Genomic DNA, 15,478 nt, shown 5'->3' on the forward strand with positions numbered 1-15,478 from the left:
GCTTTACCATTCAGTTCGGAGACCGCATCTCCGTCAATTGAAGTCCGAACCGTTTACACAAAAATTCGGACACGCCCCTTGCCGAGCTGCCGCAAACAAGGATGCAGGTGCGTACCAGGCCAATGGGGATGAGCCCAGAGAGTGGCTATAGACCTTGAGGTTGGGGTTTGGAGGAGCGGCCCGGTCGGCAAGAACGACATCAAGTCGATGCAAAGCCAGGTCACCCAGCAAATCCTCGAATTCGTCAACCAAGCACAAAAGTCGAAGATGGGGTTCCTGCATCACAGGTTGCATCAGGCTTCGCACCGCCAGCTCGGGCAACTCGTCGGCGATACCGACGATCAAACGCATGGTCGGCATGCCCACTGCGTCACGCACTACCGCAGGCAGCTGTTCCCCTAGCTGGAAGATTTGCTCTGCCTGTCGCATGGCGGCAAGTCCTGCGTCTGTCAGGACAACGCCTCGCCCTGCAGGTTTGAGCAGTGCATAGCCCAGTGACCGCTCCAGCTCACGAACTTGGGTGCTAACAGTTTGTACAGCCATGCCCAGGCGCTCGGCAGCACGGGCCATGCCTCCTTCTTTGGCGACAACCCAAAAATAGTAAAGGTGCCTGTAACTGAAGCCAGGGCTCATTGTTCGGCTTTTCGGAGCTATTGCTTCCGAATTATCTGCTTTTATTAAATTGCTGCATCGCTATCGTTGGTGTTGTCCAGGGCCAGGAGAAGTGCTCGGCAGAGAACCTTCGAATCAGAAGGCGCAAGCGGTCTTTGAACGAGGTTTCACTCAGGTGAGCCACTGCACCAAGCAGCTCACCTCAAAGGAGAAGCACCATGCTGAGAGTTCTTGTCCCGTCAGACGGATCAGCCAATTCGTTGTTTGCAATACGTCACGTGATCGACGAGTTCAGGAAGAGCGAAGATCTGGAGATTCATCTCCTGAACGTGCAGCCGCCATTCTCGAAACTCATCACCGATTACTCAAGCAGGAGTGACAGGATGGAGTTTCACCACGAGCAGACGGAGTCGGCGCTCTTGACCACTCGACGAATGCTGGACGCCGCCGGGATTCCATATGCTGTCCACTCGGAAGTCGGCAACAAGGTTGACTGCATTGTGGATGTCGCGCGCAGGCTCCATTGCGACCTGATTGTCATGAGTACGGCACGCAAGAGCTCCTTGGTGCGTCTTATCGAGAATTCAGTGACGAATCAGGTGCTGGAGCGAACCAGCGTGCCTGTAGAGGTGATCCCGGGCGGGCCTGCCTCGAAGCTGGAGCGCATTGGTATTCCAGCGGGAGTCGGTGCCGGAGCGGGCATTGTGGCTCTATGGATGGCTTCAAGTTAAGAGTTCGACAGCGACGTTGAGAGCCGCTCGCACTGCCCTCGCTACGCCGTTGTTTCGCCTTGTCTCTGCGGTTGGCCGGGGCATGTCAGCGGCCCATGGTGCAAGCAGTATCTCAAGGCAAAGAAGCAAACGCTTGGGGCCATTTCATGCACAACATCGAAACTTTGGCAACCGGCCCGATGTGGATAGGCTTCATTGTCTTTGTGCTCATCATGCTGGGCCTGGATCTATTTGTCCTCGGAGGAAACAAGGCTCACCGCGTATCGGCCAAGGAGGCCGCAAGCTGGACTGCCACCTGGATGGCTCTTGCCATCACATTCGGCGCGTTGTTATGGTGGTATTTGGACGCTACCGCAGGTCGTGAAATTGCCAATCGCAAGGCACTTGAATTCTTTACCGGCTACCTCATAGAGCAGGCATTGTCGGTAGACAACATGTTCGTCTTCGTGATGATCTTTACCTACTTCGCTGTCCCGCCAGAGTTGCAGCGACGCGTGCTGCTGTATGGGGTTCTTGGAGCGATCGTGATGCGGGCAGCAATGATTCTCGGCGGAATCTGGCTCGTTTCCGAGTTTGAGTGGGTGCTCTACGTTTTTGGGCTGCTGCTCGTGGTCACGGGCGGCAAGATGTTGATCATGGCCGAGCAAAAGCCCGATCTGGAAAAGAATCCACTGCTACGCTGGTTGCGCTGCCACATGCGTATAGCGTCAGGCTTTCACGGCCAGTCGTTTTTCGTACGCATCGATGGATTGCTTCATGCAACACCAATGTTCTTGGTGCTTCTGATGATTGAAGCGAGTGACCTGGTCTTTGCCGTGGATAGTATTCCGGCCATCTTCGCTGTCACCACCGACCCATTTATCGTTTTTACATCCAATATCTTCGCGATACTGGGTTTGAGGGCGCTGTACTTCCTGCTGGCCGACATGGCCGAACGCTTTCACCTGCTCAAGTACGGCCTTGCTCTGGTACTGATCTATATCGGAGGCAAGATGCTGATGATGCCCTGGTTTCATATGCCCGTGCATTGGTCGCTACTCATTGTTGGCTCGATTGTCCTGATTTCCGTGCTGCTTAGCGTGAAGCTCTCAGGCCGAAAATCTTCAAGGAGTGTTCTATGAGCGATGCAGCGATGCCTGCGCCTGATCTCGAGCGGCGCGATAGCCTTGGCAGGCTGATTTCATTGACGTGGAAAGGCGAATGCAGTTGTGCAAACACCGGCGGCGAACGTTGGCTGGTGGCAGTGGACGGCTCTGCATGCTCTTCGCGTGCTGTTGCCGTTGGTGCGCGTTTGGTGGCAATGGGGCAAGGCAGCATGCTTGACCTCGTGAATGTGCAACCCTGGTTGAGCAAAGAGGCGGCGGAGGCAGAGTTGGGTCGATACGGCTGGGCAGCCACGGCCAGGGCGCGCCGAGCGCTCGCAGAATCAGCTACCCTTATCCCCTGGCATCTTCACGTCGTCATCGGTGATGATGCAATCGCGATCGTGGGTTTGGCTGAATCTCTTGGCTGCTTCGGTATTTGCATCGGCTCCCACGGGCTAACGGCAACAGAAGCCGTACTGCTCGGGTCTGTGACTTGCAAAGTCTTGCGCTTGGCACGGATGCCGGTTTTGATCGTGCGTTGAGTCAATATCTACATGGAGTTGGCCGACGCAACAGACTGTCTGCATTCGCGCCGAGCTGACGCATTCAGCGGACCGGCGATGCTTGACTGGTGAGAGTGGATACCAAGCAGGCATCGGCAATCGAATTCCTGCGGAGTGGTTGCTGCAGTGAGTGCTTGGCCTGTGCAGTCTTTCCGTGGCCGGATCTGACGGGTTTGCGGGCAACGGCTGGTTTTGGGGGGCACGTTGACTGCATGGTGAGCAGCCTGCGTCAAGTCACTTGCTCAAGTCCAGCCCGAGCAGCCCGCAAACGCTCATGACCTGTCGCTCTTGGTCGTGCGAGGCGATCCCCGATGGAATTGCTTGAAGAACCCGGCCAGGGTAGTCTTTATGTCCGCAAAATAGACAGACGCACTGTCAATGCCCATGCAAGACCGCCTTCGCCTTCTCTTTCTGGCAAATGCCACCATCCTGATCACGCATCAAATTGACGCTGCCTATTGGCATGAATGGGAGCTGTTCCTCATTCCTGGCGGCAATCAAATCAATCTGCTCCTCAATATTCCAATCATTGGATTGGTCATGTACTCGCACAGCCGGGTTGTCGCCAACATGAAAACCGGCTTGCCTTTCTACAAGCTCTTGGCCTGTCTCGGCCTTTTGACCGTAGGCATTCACGCGTTTTTCTTCTTCCAAGGCAGCGAGTCATTCATTCAGCCCATGTCGATTGCGCTGATGCTGGCTACATTCATTCTGTCGATATGGCAGCTAATGGCTCTGCGCCATCTAGAAGATTTGCCTTAGTTGGTGACCGCCTGATCCCGGTCTGTGCTGGCAGTCAGCCTGTGTCGACGGTGGCTCCATGATGGGCCAATGACAGTCAATCGGATGGGTTCATGTCTGCAAGTGCTTATGGGCTGAGCACAGCGAGGTTCAGTGCTAGCAGTTGCCTTTCTTGGCTTGCCCAGGTGGGCACCCATGAGGGTGGGGTTTTCTGTATCCGTCGTCGTAGTAGCCGTTCGGATACACGACACAGCCGCTGAGCAGCAAAGCTGTCGCGACCAGCGCTAGCATTTTTTTCATAGAAATCCTTTCCATCTGACGCATGTCACCGTGAGCTGCAGGGAGGTCCTGAGAATGATCGGGAGGATCTCGGTGACGTCACTATTTCTTTTGCTCAGGGCCTGGAACTGGCGGTCGCGATTGATGCTGGCAACAGCGTCGTTCGGCCTCAAAGGGCTAGTCGTTCTGTCCCAAGACGATCAGGACTGCACCGCTGAGGAGAAGCAGGATTGCCAAAGCTATCCAGAGCTCAAGGTTCGCGATGCTGCCCTGGGCATCCAGGGCAAATCCTGCTGCACAAGAAAGTGCCGCACTGACCACCAGCAGTGTTCCCAATTTGCTGCGCAGCATGGCTTTTGTCTGTACTTCTCTATCAATGATTGCTCAATGGCGGCAATGCAGGTTTGGCATCCGAGCCTTCATGGCTCCCATACCTGAATCACCTCGACCATGCCTTATTTTCGGCGATGACCGTGGCATATGGAGGCAGGTTTCAATGGCTTTGTTACCGAAGGTAGAGCATGATTGGATCCGCACATAGACCGGCTCGAATACTGGGTTCTACGAGTCGTAACACTGTATCCAAGGGCACTCCTAGCATTGCGCTGTCTTTGTTTTCAAAAAGGTAAGGTATGAGCAACTTGCATGGATTCCGGTCTGCCAAGGCCTTGTGCTGGACGGGTCTGGGTTTGATTGCTGCCGGCCTGGCAGCATGTGGCGGCGGTGGTGGTGGCGATAGCACCCCACAGCAAGGCACGCTCAAGCTGGCCATGACCGACGCTCCGGCATGTGGCTATGATCATGTCTATGTCACTGTCACCAAAATCCGCGTGCATCAGAGCGCTACGGCTGGTGCCACGGATGCCGGCTGGAGCGAGCTGACGATTCCTGCCCAGCGCATTGACCTGCTCGGTCTTACTAATGGCGTGCTGCAGGAATTGGGTTCGCTGCCGCTATCGGCTGGCAACTACCAGCAAGTCCGCTTGGTGCTGGCTGACAATCCTTCCAACCCGACATCAGCCAATCCGCTGGCCAATGCACTGGTGCTGTCGGGCTCGACCAACGAGATCGCGCTGACCACTCCCAGCGGCCAACAAAGCGGCTTCAAGCTGAAGGCCAACTTCAATGTCACCGGCGGCCAGGTCGCCGATATGGTTCTGGACTTCGATGCCTGCAAGTCCATTGTCAAGGCAGGTAACTCAGGCAACTACAACCTCAAACCCGTGGTGGCCGTCATCAAACGGTTGACTACAGCAATTGTGGGCTATGTGGATCCTGCTCTGGCCTCCAGCGTTGTAGTGTCCACGCGTGACCCGGACAACAACCTGCGCGCCACCGTGCCCAATGCCACCACAGGCAAGTTCGTGCTGGCCTACCTGCCGGAGAACACCAACTACACCGTCGTCCTTGCAGGCCAGAACCTGGCCACCGCCGCAGTGACTGGCGTTCCTGTCTCGATCGCTGCTGGTACCACCACGCTCAACGCATCGACAGCCCCCATTCCGCTGCCGACATCTGCTTCGGCGACTGTTGCGGGCAAGGTGACAAACACATCCAATACGCCTTTGACAGATGCCGAGGTCAATGCCCAACAGGTGCTGAGTGCAGGTCAGAAGCTGGACGTCGCATGGACTTTGGTTGATCCCTCCAATGCAAACTACAGCTTGACTCTTCCATTGGGGGCTCCCAATAAAGCACCGTACGTCGCAAGCGGGCCTTTGGTTTTCACTGCAGACACCGCTGCCGCTGGCAAGTACAACATCTTGGGTAGCGCTGCCGGCTACACCACTCAGACCACTGCGCCAGCCGTGACGCTGACAGCCGCCAACAGTGTGACCACCAAGGATCTGGTTCTGGCACCTTGAGAAAAAACTGGGCAATGAGTCGGAATGCTGCTCGTGGCATTCCGTATCCATGCCCAGATCATGCTGTCGCCTGCTTCCCAAATGAAAGCCTGGCCTTTCAGGCCGCTTTCATTTCATCCATCGGAGATCACCGGGGTTGCAATCGCAGTGTGAAGCGCCGGGAGTTCCGGCAAGTGACGAGCACGCTGGATGCACCAGCACTTCAGGAGGGTGAACCGATCGCTCTGGCGAGGCCCCTGGCTCAATCGGTCTCCTCATTACCCGAGCCTCTCATGAGGGCGAATCATCGCCACCGCAGCATGAAACACCGGGATGAGCCGCCCGGCATTTGCATCGAGCAGTATTTGGGCCTGCATTGCCTGCATTGCCTGCAAGGGCGGAGGTCGGTTCAATTAGCTCAGGCGTATACCCCGCATCCTGGATGGCCTCTGCAAACTCGGCGTCAGATGCGGTTCCCGAGATAAGCACGGTTCGTTTCTTAAGCTCAAACTCGATGCAGGCCTTGTCATCCATGGCCACAATTGATCGTTTGATGCGCCCCGCGCAGCCACCGCATGTCATGTCGGTCACACGAAAAGCAGTCATTGCATGCTCCTTTCAAGGTTGTGAGTCAAGTCTCAACCCTGACATCATGAGAATGTCAAATGCCTTGTATCTACGATGCTGACCGGGGGCGATGGCATGTGCCAAGCTGTTCCTGATGCACTTGCTCTGCGCGAGGGGGCACGCCAGCGGCTCCGCCGAGAGCACGCTGATAGTGCAACCTGGGTTCACTTGTGCGTCTTCTGCGGATCATCTGCCGGATCGACGTAGTTCAGGTCGAATGGGCCTTCCCCGTGGATCTGGATCACTGTTGGAACCTTGAACATGGCGAAGTGATTGGTCTTGGCCGGAATCGAACCGAAGTTGCCGGCTTTTTGGACTTTGAGTGCCTTCGAGTCCCACTTGTCGCCCATTCCGATCATGACCGTGCCCGAGATGACGGTCACGTTCTCGGCTTGGCTGTGCCAATGCGGCAAGACGCGATAGCCAGCGGGCACGGACAGACGCACCACATAGGGGCCAGGTTGATTGGGATCACCTAGGAGTACCGCGAACTTGGCTCCTTTGGCGAGAACCGGAGGCGGTGCTCCCCACTCGACACCTTCGGTGCCGTGGATGGCCCAGGATGCCATAGGAATCACTGCCAGCGCGACGAGGCTGGCTGAACGAGCGAACGAGAAATGAGACATCAGAGTCTCCTTGCGCGCGACCCATACACATCGCCGCTGACATCGCACGCGTCATCAGGGACGAGCCTCTTGAATTGGGCTGTGATGATCCGCCATGCGCACTTCACAGATGTTGACAGGAGGTATCAAAGCCTATTGCAGGCGGATTGGGTTTACAAGCCATGCCAATGCTAAAGCTAATGTCTGTGTGTGCAGCTCATGGTAGCTGCCGGTTCTCGACAACCTGGAGTCAAGAGGCACCAGGGGGCGCGGTTGCCAAGCTCGAGGTTGCAGAACCTGCAATTTGCTCCGGTATGCGGCGTCACAGGTTCCGATATGGAGTGAGGCCATGGAGTCGGCAGATCGCAGAGCCAATTGACAACAACGGCAGGTTTTGCGGCTGTCGCATATCGACACCATGCAGTCATGTGCCAGAAGAGGGCTTTGCCGCGATTGGAGCTGCTCATGGTCACGTTGCGGCCTGTCGGTCATCGCTTCACAGCGCTCAGCTGAGCCACGACTCCAGGGGGGCTGCGCAGTAATGAGCGGTCGTCGCATACAGCAAATGATTTAGGACAAAGTCCGCGGTCAGGGCTCACGCAAAAGAGCGGAAGGCCTATTGCCGCGCATTCAGCCTCGATGTTCAGCGGTTTTGGCACTCCGACCATATGAACCGAGCTTGTTGACTAGGCTGATACTTCGGACTTGAGGCTTCAGCCATCGTCATAATTCGTGCTGTGCCGGAATAGTTCCGCCCAGGGCGACGTGGTTACGCTGAGCCTTCAGTAACTTCACATCTTGCGCTTTCAAACCACATGTCCAATACACCTTCACGCTCCAATCGCGCTTTACCGCAAGTGAAGCTGCGCATGCGTGTTATGGCCGGTGACATCATTGCCATCGGCCCTGGGAAAATCGAACTCCTGGAGACCATTAACGAAACCAAATCCATTGCTGCGGCAGCCAAATCCCTGGGCATGTCCTACCGCCGGGCCTGGTTGCTGGTCGATGGCATCAATCATGCGCTGAATAAGCCGGCGGTGATCACATCAACGGGAGGTTCTCATGGCGGTGGTACGGAGCTCACTGAAACGGGGCATCTGGTGATTGCTCTGTATAGGCGTATCGAGCAACATGCTCTTAGGGCATGTCAAGCCGATCTGGACAAGCTGGTCGCCTTGGTCCACAGCAGCTAGGCAGGCTGGCGGCACAAGCACTGGCACGCAGCGGCATCCTGCGTGGCCCGCAGTGGCGTGGTGCAAAGAATCTCTCATGGCATTGAACTTCGTGCTGCAGCCCAAGTACGAGCTTCATCGCTCAACGCTCATCGCCTCCCCGTCACCACAAGGGCAGGGCGCTGAATGCATCGCATCAATTCCGCCAGAAACGCTGGCCTGCTTCTCGCAAACCATGAGCCAGCAGTGCAGCCCCATTTTCACCCACCCTATTCAGTGGGGCTCATCTTTTCGTAATATATACTTGAATATAACGAAGGCTGGCATGGCAGACTTCGTCTAGTTGGCACGCAGCGGCTCCTCCTGCTTCCATCTGCCACTGTCTCCCGAACTCTTGTGCTTATGTGAATTGAGACCTATATGGGAAGCGAAAAGCTCAACGTCGAAGAGCGGCTGCAAGTGCTGGAAATACTGTTGGAGGAGTCAATCTGGGGGCTCCATCTCGAGCGGCCAGAGCACCGCAAGGCCATCGCGTCTGCTCTGTATACCCGTCTTGAAGTGGCCAACCTGCACCAGGCGTACTCACCAGGCGTGACTGCTGCTTTGTATGAACAGGCGGATGCGCTGTCCGAGTTGGACAACACGCCTGATCCGCTCAAACCCATGCTGCGTCCCTTGGTTCGATATTCAGGGGCTGCAGACTGAACGTCACATTTCCCCCTCAAAGATTTGCGCAAGCAGGTGCGGCTTTGCAAGGGCAGACATCGATTCGAGAAGGTGTGCGCTCTATGTGCAAAGACATGACGAACACGGCTCGCCCAGATCACCGCTCATAAGCTGGTTCGAGTAATCAATGCCTTGTTCGTACTTCGCGACGATCATGTTTAGTAGAGGGCTTTAGTGAAGCAAGATCACATTTCCTACCTGCTGGCCCTCCATCGGGAGCAGGACTGGGCGGCAGCAGCAATTGCATGTCAAATCTCTCAAGCGCAGTTGAAGAAAGCTGTGGCAGAAGCCGAACGCGAGTACGGCTGTTCCCTGGTGAAAATCGGGACAGTCTTTCGGGGGTTCACGACTGAAGGCGAGAAGGTCGTTGTCTGGGCTCAAGGCTTGTCGGAGGCCATTTCCACCCTCAAGCATGTATTTGCGGCTTCGAACAGCAGAAAGGCAATTGCCCCTCTTCTAGATCGACGCTCCGTCTCACCGAAGCGACTTGAGGCACCTGGAGCGGACAGCCAGGAGATCGACCTGATGATCGAGGCGGCGTTAAGCGCACCAGATCATGGTGGTCTACATCCTTGGCGTGTACTGGTGTTTCCCGCGGATTCTCGAGCGCGGCTGGCAGATTTATTCGAACAGGAGAAATTGCGCCGCGACCCTCTAGCCTCCACTGAGGACCTCAGGCGTGCGCGTGAGCACGCTACACGCAGCCCGACTTTGCTCGCTTTCATCATTTCGCCCAAGCTGCGCATGCGGGTGCCGGAGCGCGAACAATGGCTGGCAGCCGGCTCAGCGCTGGGCAACCTGCTGAATGCTGCGCATCAACTCGGCTTTGGTGCCATCATGCTCAGCGGAGAGCGCTGCTTCGACGTTTTGCTTTGCTCTGAGCTGGGGGTCGAGTCCACCGAGTATCTGGCCGGATTCATCAGCCTCGGCAGCATCAGGGAAGCGCCGTCGCAGCGAAAGCCCGCCATGCTCGATTCTGTGAGAGCCTTCTGGCATTCCGGTGAACCGAGTGTTGAGACACCTGCGAGAAGCCCGGTCTGCCTTGATTCGGCGGCCAGCAATGCAATCTCCGAATCACAGGCTTCCCGCTAAGCTATGCGACATCTTCGCCAGACGCAGGCGGCATGCTTTTGCAGGCAAGCTGCGAGTGCTGCTCTTGACTGGCCAAGTTTGCGCAAGGAGATGACCGGCATGCTTGAGCGGGTCACGGGCAGCGGGGCCCGAAGGCTGGCCTCAGGTCTTCACTTCGACTGAGGGCTCGAAGCCCCCAAAGATCATGCGTTTGCCAGGTAGGAGTGCTGCTTGATGTTTCGATTCGATGCTGCCGCTGCATATCTGTCCAGAGGCTGAGGTTTGCGGTCGCAAGCTTCTGGCCCAAAGCCGCGACTGTGCTCGACCGAGGCCGTATGAAAAATCGAAGAGTCAGGTTTTGGGGAGCAGTCGAACCATTCCAACTGCTGTGATTGTCGATTCTCGTACGCTGCTGCTCACCCGAGCACGATGCAGCAGCTCGATTGCGACGACCAAGGGCTGCTTTGCAACACTCATTCTCAGACAAGAAATGCCTTGCCGGCAGTCGCTTGACGGTGGCCTAGAGCGACTGGCCAGGATTGCAGGAGGCTTCGGCCATTCTCTGGCGTGTGCCTTCGTCGAGGATTCTGCGCATCAATGAAAACAGAGGTTCGGCGCTGGTGTGCTTCTGACCGTAGGTCAGATTGAATCCGTAGTCGAAGTCGACCGGGTTGGTTCCCTGGTTGTGCTGAAGAATGGTCTCCAGCTTGTCCAGTGCCTTCACGGCTTTGGCTTCGGGCGATGCTGCATCCTCATACTCCTGCCAAAGCGCAAGGATCTCGGCTTGGTGCGACTTATCGAGCGAGCGTGTGAGATGCAGCAGATCGGCCTTTTCCTGCTCGCTTTTGTCAGGATGCTGGTCTTTCTCGATGGCAGGAATGTCTCCGTGAATCGCTTCGCCCAAATCATGCACAAGGCACATTTTCAGCAGCTTGAGCATGTCCATGCCGGCCAGTTCGTCCTCGAATGTCATCGCCATCAGACACAGACGCCAAGTATGTTCGGCGGTGCTCTCCGTCCTGCCTGTCGATGTGTGCGCGCTTCGGAGCACGCTCTTGAGCTTTTCCGCTTCTTGCAGAAAGGCCAGACGGCCCTTGATCTTGTCGATATCCATGCCCGATTCTATAAAGACCCATATGTTCTCGGTCGTCGCATGCTGAAAAGCCAGGGAGGCCAGGAGACGAGCATTCGCCCTATGCACTCTGCCGGATGCACGCAGCTGTAGAGCACACAGGCTGGTTCGACCGCGAACTGCAAGGTCTGCCGGCCGCAGTCTCGGATGCCCGGATGTCTTGATCCATTCGAGGTGATCCTGGAATTCATTGACCGCTCAAGCGCTTGCCAAATGACACAGCATAGGCCTGGGAGCGAAAGCGGAGCACCGGATCATTGGTCGGCGCAATGCCGTCGGCCATGACCATAGGGTCAAAGTTGATCGACTCGCACATGGATGCTTTTTGGGGCGAAGCACTGGTGATCGTCAATGTACCGGCCTTGAACTCGGGCCGCTGTGCAGGCCAGGGCTGCGTAGGGTCGTCCTGTGGATCGCCAGGCTGCCCTATAGTCACCAGCATGTCCCAGCGAGCCGGCTTTTGCGCCGTGCTGTCGATCAAGGCTTTCTCCAGGAAGTCGGCACCTGCAGTCTTCAATGCTTCGTTGCTCAGAGACTTCTCACCCTCCTGCGGCACGAAGCGCCAGCGCACCGGGATCACCTTGTCTTGTGCATTGATGAACTTAAACGTGTGAATTCCAAAGAATGCGCTGTGGGTGTAGCTATCCGGCGGGTTGTGGCTGGCCAAATATTGCGCCTGGGCATGATTGTCGGGATGGGAAGCCTTGAATGCGCTGAGCGTTTCCGGATCTGGCTTGCCGGTGGCGGGATCCGGGCGCTGGGCCAAAGTCAGATCCAGGAAAGTCCTGGGGCTGGATGCACCGAACATGGGGGTGTTCAACATGGACATCTGCTGCAACTGCCCCTGCGGGAGCTTGAATTGCAGCGCCATGCCACGCGCGCTCCTGGCGGCATCAGGGACCTTGGGATTGCCACCTGCCAGAGAGAAGCGGGCGATTACCGGAACGACTTTGCCTGTGAACAAGAGGGAGCGCGAGTAACCGGCCGCCTCAGCGGTGCCGACGAATTCGCCGATCGCGCAGCTTCCTTTGATGTGATTGCGGCGCTGTCCCTGGTGTACGCCAAAGGTACCCTCCAGAGCCTGGACCACCTCGGGTGCCGTCACTTCAGGTTCAGCAGCCTGGAGAAAAACCGGGGGCAGTGCCATGACGCAAGCCGCTGCGAGCTTTATTTTTCTGCGGTTCATTGTTTCTTCCTTTCAATGGTCGGACCTTGGACTCTTAGGGTTGGGCTGTGTGCCAGACGTTGTGGAGAAAGCCATCTCCCGTCTTGTCTCCTGGCTTGGCATCTTTGGCCCAGTAGTAGAGCGGACGGCCTTTGTAGGCCCATTGTTTGTCGCCGCTGTCGCGGATCACGACGCTCCAGTCGCCACTAGCAGCACTGCCTGCGGCCACCATCAACGGAGGCCAGTTCGTGGCGCAGACTCCGTTGCACACGCTTTTTCCGGAACCAGCGGCATCCTTGTCGAAGACATAGAGCGTCATCTGATTGGGGCCAACGAGCACACCATTGATGGCGGAGGCTGGCATCTGTGCCTGGGTCCCGGATGTCATGGCGCAGGCCGCCAGCAGCACCGAGTTCAGGGCGGCAAGGAAAACGAAGCGGGTCATGGAGTCTCCTTTTGGTTGACTTGCTGTAAACAGTTCAACGAAGCGGTTTATTCCATGCAGAGCGGTAACTACGCGGTTTTCAATCTCTATTGATGTCAACGATGCAGGCCATGCGTAGATCAGGCCGCGTCACCCAATAGACATGTCTCTGGGGCCGATCTCTGCGGCTCGCAGCTGTCGATGAAAACCAGTGCGCAGCCGGGTCAAGCAGCTTATGAATGAGCTGCATCGCCCCAAAAGCGATACATGTCTGCACCACTGTTGTCGGGTAGTCATTGATTGCGAAGCAGATGGCCGCCAGAACAATCCGCCTTTACCCGCTCAAGCCTGAAGCGCTCGCCCAACCAGGCGTTTCTGATGCCGTCGTCTAAGCGAGCCCAGTTGCTGGAAGCAGAGTGGCCGGCCAGTCAGTCTTCGCAGGCATGGGAGCTGCAGCTTTGTTCGGCTGTGAATCCTCGATAGTCTTGTCGTTCAAGAAGAGGGACTGTGAACCCTCGAGAAACAGGCTGGAAGCCCTTGGTCTTGGCTGTGCTGCAACTGCCCCGAAGCATGGAGACACGCATTCGTCAAGGTTGCAAAGTTCTGCTGACAACAAAGGCAATTGCTGAGCACTGCGTAGAAGAGGCTCGATTCAGTTCATCAACTGCGCTTGCCGAACTATCACGATTTTTTGAACTTTCGGTGAGGACTTCGAGATCAGGTGCGCAAAACAATGTGCTCATGCCTTCTCCTGCACATCAACCGCCGAAGCGCAGCGCCACAGTTCAGCCGCTGTGGCTGCGTATGACCCACTGGATCAATGCACTAGCTGTGCTGGTCATGGTGATGAGCGGCTGGCGAATCTACAACGCCTCGCCCATTTTTGACTTCTTCTTTCCCGCCGGCCTGACCCTGGGCGGCTGGCTGGGCGGCGCACTGCAATGGCATTTCGCGGGTATGTGGCTGTTCGTGCTCAATGGGCTTGCCTATCTGCTGCTCAATCTGTTCACAGGCAGGTTTGCGCAGCGCATGCTTCCCGTCACTGTGCGCGGCATATTGCGTGACACCTGGCTCGCACTGACGGCACGTTTGTCGCATTCAGACTTGAGTCACTACAACCAGCTGCAGCGTGCAGCCTACCTGTTTGCCGTTGCAGATTTGATATTGCTGGTGCTCAGTGGCTTGGTGATCTGGAAGTCGGTGCAGTTTCCGCTGCTGCGCGAGCTTTTGGGTGGCTACGACATGGCACGACGCATTCATTTTTACTGCATGGCGGCCATTGTCTGCTTTGTTGCCGTTCATCTTCTCATGGTCGTACTGGTTCCGCGCTCTTTGCTCCTCATGGTGCTGGGCCGCCCGACGTTCCGCCCTGCGATCAAGGAGAGCACGACATGAGCACATCCCTCTGGCATAGGGACAACGGTGAAGTCGTGGTCGCCGAGGCTAGTCGACTGATCGACAGGCAGTTGTCGCAATCAACGCGTCGGCAGTTTCTGGCACGAGGTCTCACACTGGGCGGTATCGGTCTGCTCAGTGGGTGCCGCATCGACGACAACGCCACAGCAGAAGCGGCGCTCTCCCGGATATCGTGCTTCAACGATCGTATACAGGGCTGGCTGTTCGACTCCTCGCGTCTTGCACCCACTTATCCCGAATCCATGATCACCCGGCCATTTCCCTTCAATGCTTTTTATGACGAAAGCAGGGTTCCGGAGGTGGACGGAGCCAGTTTTCTTCTGGAGGTCACAGGCCTTGTGGCCAACAAGCGCAGCTGGACGCTCCACGAGCTGCGCGCGCTGCCAAAGTACACGCAGGTCACGCGCCACATATGTGTGGAAGGCTGGAGCGCCATCGGCAAATGGGGTGGTCCACGCTTTGGTGACTTTCTACGCGCCGTGGGAGCTGACCTCAGTGCCCGCTATGTAGGCTTTCAATGTGCCGATGACTACTACACCAGCATCGATATGGCGACAGCCCTGCATCCTCAGACGCTGCTTGCACTCGACTTGGATGGGCAGCCTCTGCCACCCAGATATGGCTTCCCGATGAAGCTTCGCATGCCTACCAAGCTGGGCTACAAGAATCCCAAGCACATACGGGCCATCTTCGTGAGCAACTCCTTCAACCGCGGCTACTGGGAAGACCAGGGCTACAACTGGTTCGGCGGCAGCTGAGGAAACACTTCTTCAAACCGATCTCTCCTGTTCCCACTGCGGCGCATGCCGTCTTTTTCCACCTGAGCCAAGAAAGTACCATCATGAAACACGCATTCATTACCACCGCGCTTTCCATGTGTCTGGCATTGAGCGTCACTTCGGCCTTTGCAGCCGATGCGATGACCAAGGAGCCCATGGGAAAAGATCAAATGGACAAGCCTGCCATGGGCAAGGACTCCAAGCACAAGGATTCCATGAGCATGAGCAAGGGCGCAATGACCAAGGACGAAAAGTCTTCCATGGATCACATGGGCAAGGACAAGATGAGCAAGGACGCCATGGGTAAGGAAGGAATGTCAAAGGGCGCCATGGGCAAATAGCAAGCAAAGGAGCGGCAATAGCCATCTTGACGTCTTGTCGCTCCCCACACTCCAGCTACTGCGTCCGCAGCTGACGCAGCATCAAGCTCATTTTGTTCCTGCAATCACAACGCGCGGACCACCCAGTCCGGGCCACTCTGGCCGGGCCGGGCCGGGCTGGGC

Annotated in this window: 18 protein-coding genes and 1 pseudogene; 12 read left to right on the forward strand and 7 right to left on the reverse strand. The window is 56.7% G+C overall.

Annotated features, from left to right (window positions below; all coding sequences use genetic code 11):
• Window positions 1–78: 78 nt before the first annotated feature.
• Window positions 79–633: pseudogene (locus tag ACWGXF_RS13635) on the reverse strand (LysR family transcriptional regulator); the annotation flags it as partial.
• Between the two features lie 197 nt (window positions 634–830).
• On the opposite strand from ACWGXF_RS13635, the gene ACWGXF_RS13640 reads away from it, so the two are divergent.
• The 4 genes from ACWGXF_RS13640 to ACWGXF_RS13655 all read left to right on the forward strand — a co-directional run bounded on the left by ACWGXF_RS13640 (window position 831) and on the right by ACWGXF_RS13655 (window position 3,753).
• The gene (locus tag ACWGXF_RS13640; RefSeq protein WP_003071068.1) at window positions 831–1,343 is read left to right on the forward strand and encodes a universal stress protein; all 513 of its coding nucleotides are present in this window, start codon (window positions 831–833) and stop codon (window positions 1,341–1,343) included.
• A gap of 146 nt (window positions 1,344–1,489) precedes the next feature.
• Window positions 1,490–2,464, forward strand: coding sequence for a TerC family protein (locus ACWGXF_RS13645; RefSeq protein WP_054075743.1), 975 nt, complete (start codon window positions 1,490–1,492; stop codon window positions 2,462–2,464).
• Window positions 2,461–2,970, forward strand: coding sequence for a universal stress protein (locus tag ACWGXF_RS13650; protein ID WP_256628550.1), 510 nt, complete (start codon window positions 2,461–2,463; stop codon window positions 2,968–2,970). Before ACWGXF_RS13645 ends, ACWGXF_RS13650 begins: the two co-directional genes overlap by 4 nt.
• Window positions 2,971–3,369: 399 nt before the next feature.
• Window positions 3,370–3,753, forward strand: a complete 384-nt coding sequence (locus ACWGXF_RS13655; protein ID WP_012839765.1) for a DUF6713 family protein — start codon at window positions 3,370–3,372, stop codon at window positions 3,751–3,753.
• Between the two features lie 435 nt (window positions 3,754–4,188).
• Here the strand turns inward: ACWGXF_RS13655 and ACWGXF_RS13660 are convergent, their stop codons facing one another.
• Window positions 4,189–4,362 carry a hypothetical protein gene (locus ACWGXF_RS13660; protein ID WP_012839764.1) on the reverse strand — a complete coding sequence of 58 codons (174 nt, stop codon included), beginning with the start codon at window positions 4,360–4,362 and terminating at the stop codon, window positions 4,189–4,191.
• 281 nt (window positions 4,363–4,643) lie between these two features.
• Here ACWGXF_RS13660 and ACWGXF_RS13665 point away from each other — a divergent pair, with 281 nt between their 5' ends.
• Window positions 4,644–5,876, forward strand: a complete 1,233-nt coding sequence (locus ACWGXF_RS13665) for a DUF4382 domain-containing protein (RefSeq protein ID WP_256628548.1) — start codon at window positions 4,644–4,646, stop codon at window positions 5,874–5,876.
• A gap of 270 nt (window positions 5,877–6,146) precedes the next feature.
• On the opposite strand, the gene ACWGXF_RS13670 is transcribed toward ACWGXF_RS13665, so the two are convergent.
• Together ACWGXF_RS13670 and ACWGXF_RS13675 are read right to left on the reverse strand one after the other, a co-directional pair.
• Window positions 6,147–6,461 carry a heavy-metal-associated domain-containing protein gene (locus ACWGXF_RS13670; RefSeq protein WP_256628547.1) on the reverse strand — a complete coding sequence of 105 codons (315 nt, stop codon included), beginning with the start codon at window positions 6,459–6,461 and terminating at the stop codon, window positions 6,147–6,149.
• Window positions 6,462–6,646: 185 nt separating this feature from the next.
• A complete protein-coding gene (locus tag ACWGXF_RS13675) occupies window positions 6,647–7,108 on the reverse strand; it encodes a cupin domain-containing protein (RefSeq protein ID WP_256628546.1) in 462 nt (153 codons plus the stop codon).
• 857 nt (window positions 7,109–7,965) lie between these two features.
• On the opposite strand from ACWGXF_RS13675, the gene ACWGXF_RS13680 reads away from it, so the two are divergent.
• The 4 genes from ACWGXF_RS13680 to ACWGXF_RS13695 all read left to right on the forward strand — a co-directional run bounded on the left by ACWGXF_RS13680 (window position 7,966) and on the right by ACWGXF_RS13695 (window position 10,080).
• A complete protein-coding gene (locus ACWGXF_RS13680) occupies window positions 7,966–8,283 on the forward strand; it encodes a winged helix-turn-helix domain-containing protein (protein ID WP_003071090.1) in 318 nt (105 codons plus the stop codon).
• Window positions 8,284–8,359: 76 nt separating this feature from the next.
• Complete coding sequence (locus ACWGXF_RS13685; protein WP_256628545.1) at window positions 8,360–8,605, forward strand: hypothetical protein; 246 nt, start codon at window positions 8,360–8,362, stop codon at window positions 8,603–8,605.
• Window positions 8,606–8,682: 77 nt separating this feature from the next.
• Complete coding sequence (locus ACWGXF_RS13690; protein WP_012839761.1) at window positions 8,683–8,967, forward strand: hypothetical protein; 285 nt, start codon at window positions 8,683–8,685, stop codon at window positions 8,965–8,967.
• A gap of 195 nt (window positions 8,968–9,162) precedes the next feature.
• Complete coding sequence (locus ACWGXF_RS13695) at window positions 9,163–10,080, forward strand: nitroreductase family protein (protein ID WP_256628544.1); 918 nt, start codon at window positions 9,163–9,165, stop codon at window positions 10,078–10,080.
• A 499-nt stretch (window positions 10,081–10,579) separates the two neighbouring features.
• On the opposite strand, the gene ACWGXF_RS13700 is transcribed toward ACWGXF_RS13695, so the two are convergent.
• From ACWGXF_RS13700 to ACWGXF_RS13710, 3 genes are all read right to left on the reverse strand, one after another.
• The gene (locus ACWGXF_RS13700; RefSeq protein ID WP_256628543.1) at window positions 10,580–11,173 is read right to left on the reverse strand and encodes an HD domain-containing protein; all 594 of its coding nucleotides are present in this window, start codon (window positions 11,171–11,173) and stop codon (window positions 10,580–10,582) included.
• Window positions 11,174–11,378: 205 nt separating this feature from the next.
• The gene (locus tag ACWGXF_RS13705) at window positions 11,379–12,338 is read right to left on the reverse strand and encodes a catalase family peroxidase (RefSeq protein WP_256628542.1); all 960 of its coding nucleotides are present in this window, start codon (window positions 12,336–12,338) and stop codon (window positions 11,379–11,381) included.
• Window positions 12,339–12,411: 73 nt separating this feature from the next.
• Window positions 12,412–12,801 carry a COG4315 family predicted lipoprotein gene (locus tag ACWGXF_RS13710; RefSeq protein ID WP_256628541.1) on the reverse strand — a complete coding sequence of 130 codons (390 nt, stop codon included), beginning with the start codon at window positions 12,799–12,801 and terminating at the stop codon, window positions 12,412–12,414.
• Window positions 12,802–13,521: 720 nt separating this feature from the next.
• Between ACWGXF_RS13710 and ACWGXF_RS13715 the strand changes: the two genes are divergently transcribed.
• The 3 genes from ACWGXF_RS13715 (at window position 13,522) to ACWGXF_RS13725 (ending at window position 15,316) form a co-directional block, all read left to right on the forward strand.
• Entirely contained in the window at window positions 13,522–14,175 is a 654-nt protein-coding gene (locus ACWGXF_RS13715; protein ID WP_054075471.1) for a cytochrome b/b6 domain-containing protein, read from the forward strand.
• Entirely contained in the window at window positions 14,172–14,954 is a 783-nt protein-coding gene (locus ACWGXF_RS13720) for a molybdopterin-dependent oxidoreductase (RefSeq protein WP_256628540.1), read from the forward strand. Before ACWGXF_RS13715 ends, ACWGXF_RS13720 begins: the two co-directional genes overlap by 4 nt.
• Window positions 14,955–15,037: 83 nt before the next feature.
• Window positions 15,038–15,316, forward strand: a complete 279-nt coding sequence (locus ACWGXF_RS13725) for a hypothetical protein (protein WP_012839754.1) — start codon at window positions 15,038–15,040, stop codon at window positions 15,314–15,316.
• Window positions 15,317–15,478: the final 162 nt, after the last annotated feature.

The organism is Comamonas sp. HJ-2 (assembly GCF_053615495.1).

Coding starts and splice junctions, on each gene's coding strand:
- ACWGXF_RS13645 (WP_054075743.1), top strand. CDS start 1,490: ATGCACAACATCGAAACTTTGGCAACCGGCCCGATGTGGATAGGCTTC.
- ACWGXF_RS13670 (WP_256628547.1), bottom strand. CDS start 6,461: ATGACTGCTTTTCGTGTGACCGACATGACATGCGGTGGCTGCGCGGGG.
- ACWGXF_RS13710 (WP_256628541.1), bottom strand. CDS start 12,801: ATGACCCGCTTCGTTTTCCTTGCCGCCCTGAACTCGGTGCTGCTGGCG.
- ACWGXF_RS13675 (WP_256628546.1), bottom strand. CDS start 7,108: ATGTCTCATTTCTCGTTCGCTCGTTCAGCCAGCCTCGTCGCGCTGGCA.
- ACWGXF_RS13680 (WP_003071090.1), top strand. CDS start 7,966: ATGGCCGGTGACATCATTGCCATCGGCCCTGGGAAAATCGAACTCCTG.
- ACWGXF_RS13640 (WP_003071068.1), top strand. CDS start 831: ATGCTGAGAGTTCTTGTCCCGTCAGACGGATCAGCCAATTCGTTGTTT.
- ACWGXF_RS13690 (WP_012839761.1), top strand. CDS start 8,683: ATGGGAAGCGAAAAGCTCAACGTCGAAGAGCGGCTGCAAGTGCTGGAA.
- ACWGXF_RS13685 (WP_256628545.1), top strand. CDS start 8,360: ATGGCATTGAACTTCGTGCTGCAGCCCAAGTACGAGCTTCATCGCTCA.
- ACWGXF_RS13700 (WP_256628543.1), bottom strand. CDS start 11,173: ATGGATATCGACAAGATCAAGGGCCGTCTGGCCTTTCTGCAAGAAGCG.
- ACWGXF_RS13660 (WP_012839764.1), bottom strand. CDS start 4,362: ATGCTGCGCAGCAAATTGGGAACACTGCTGGTGGTCAGTGCGGCACTT.
- ACWGXF_RS13665 (WP_256628548.1), top strand. CDS start 4,644: ATGAGCAACTTGCATGGATTCCGGTCTGCCAAGGCCTTGTGCTGGACG.
- ACWGXF_RS13650 (WP_256628550.1), top strand. CDS start 2,461: ATGAGCGATGCAGCGATGCCTGCGCCTGATCTCGAGCGGCGCGATAGC.
- ACWGXF_RS13705 (WP_256628542.1), bottom strand. CDS start 12,338: ATGGCACTGCCCCCGGTTTTTCTCCAGGCTGCTGAACCTGAAGTGACG.
- ACWGXF_RS13715 (WP_054075471.1), top strand. CDS start 13,522: ATGCCTTCTCCTGCACATCAACCGCCGAAGCGCAGCGCCACAGTTCAG.
- ACWGXF_RS13725 (WP_012839754.1), top strand. CDS start 15,038: ATGAAACACGCATTCATTACCACCGCGCTTTCCATGTGTCTGGCATTG.
- ACWGXF_RS13720 (WP_256628540.1), top strand. CDS start 14,172: ATGAGCACATCCCTCTGGCATAGGGACAACGGTGAAGTCGTGGTCGCC.
- ACWGXF_RS13655 (WP_012839765.1), top strand. CDS start 3,370: ATGCCCATGCAAGACCGCCTTCGCCTTCTCTTTCTGGCAAATGCCACC.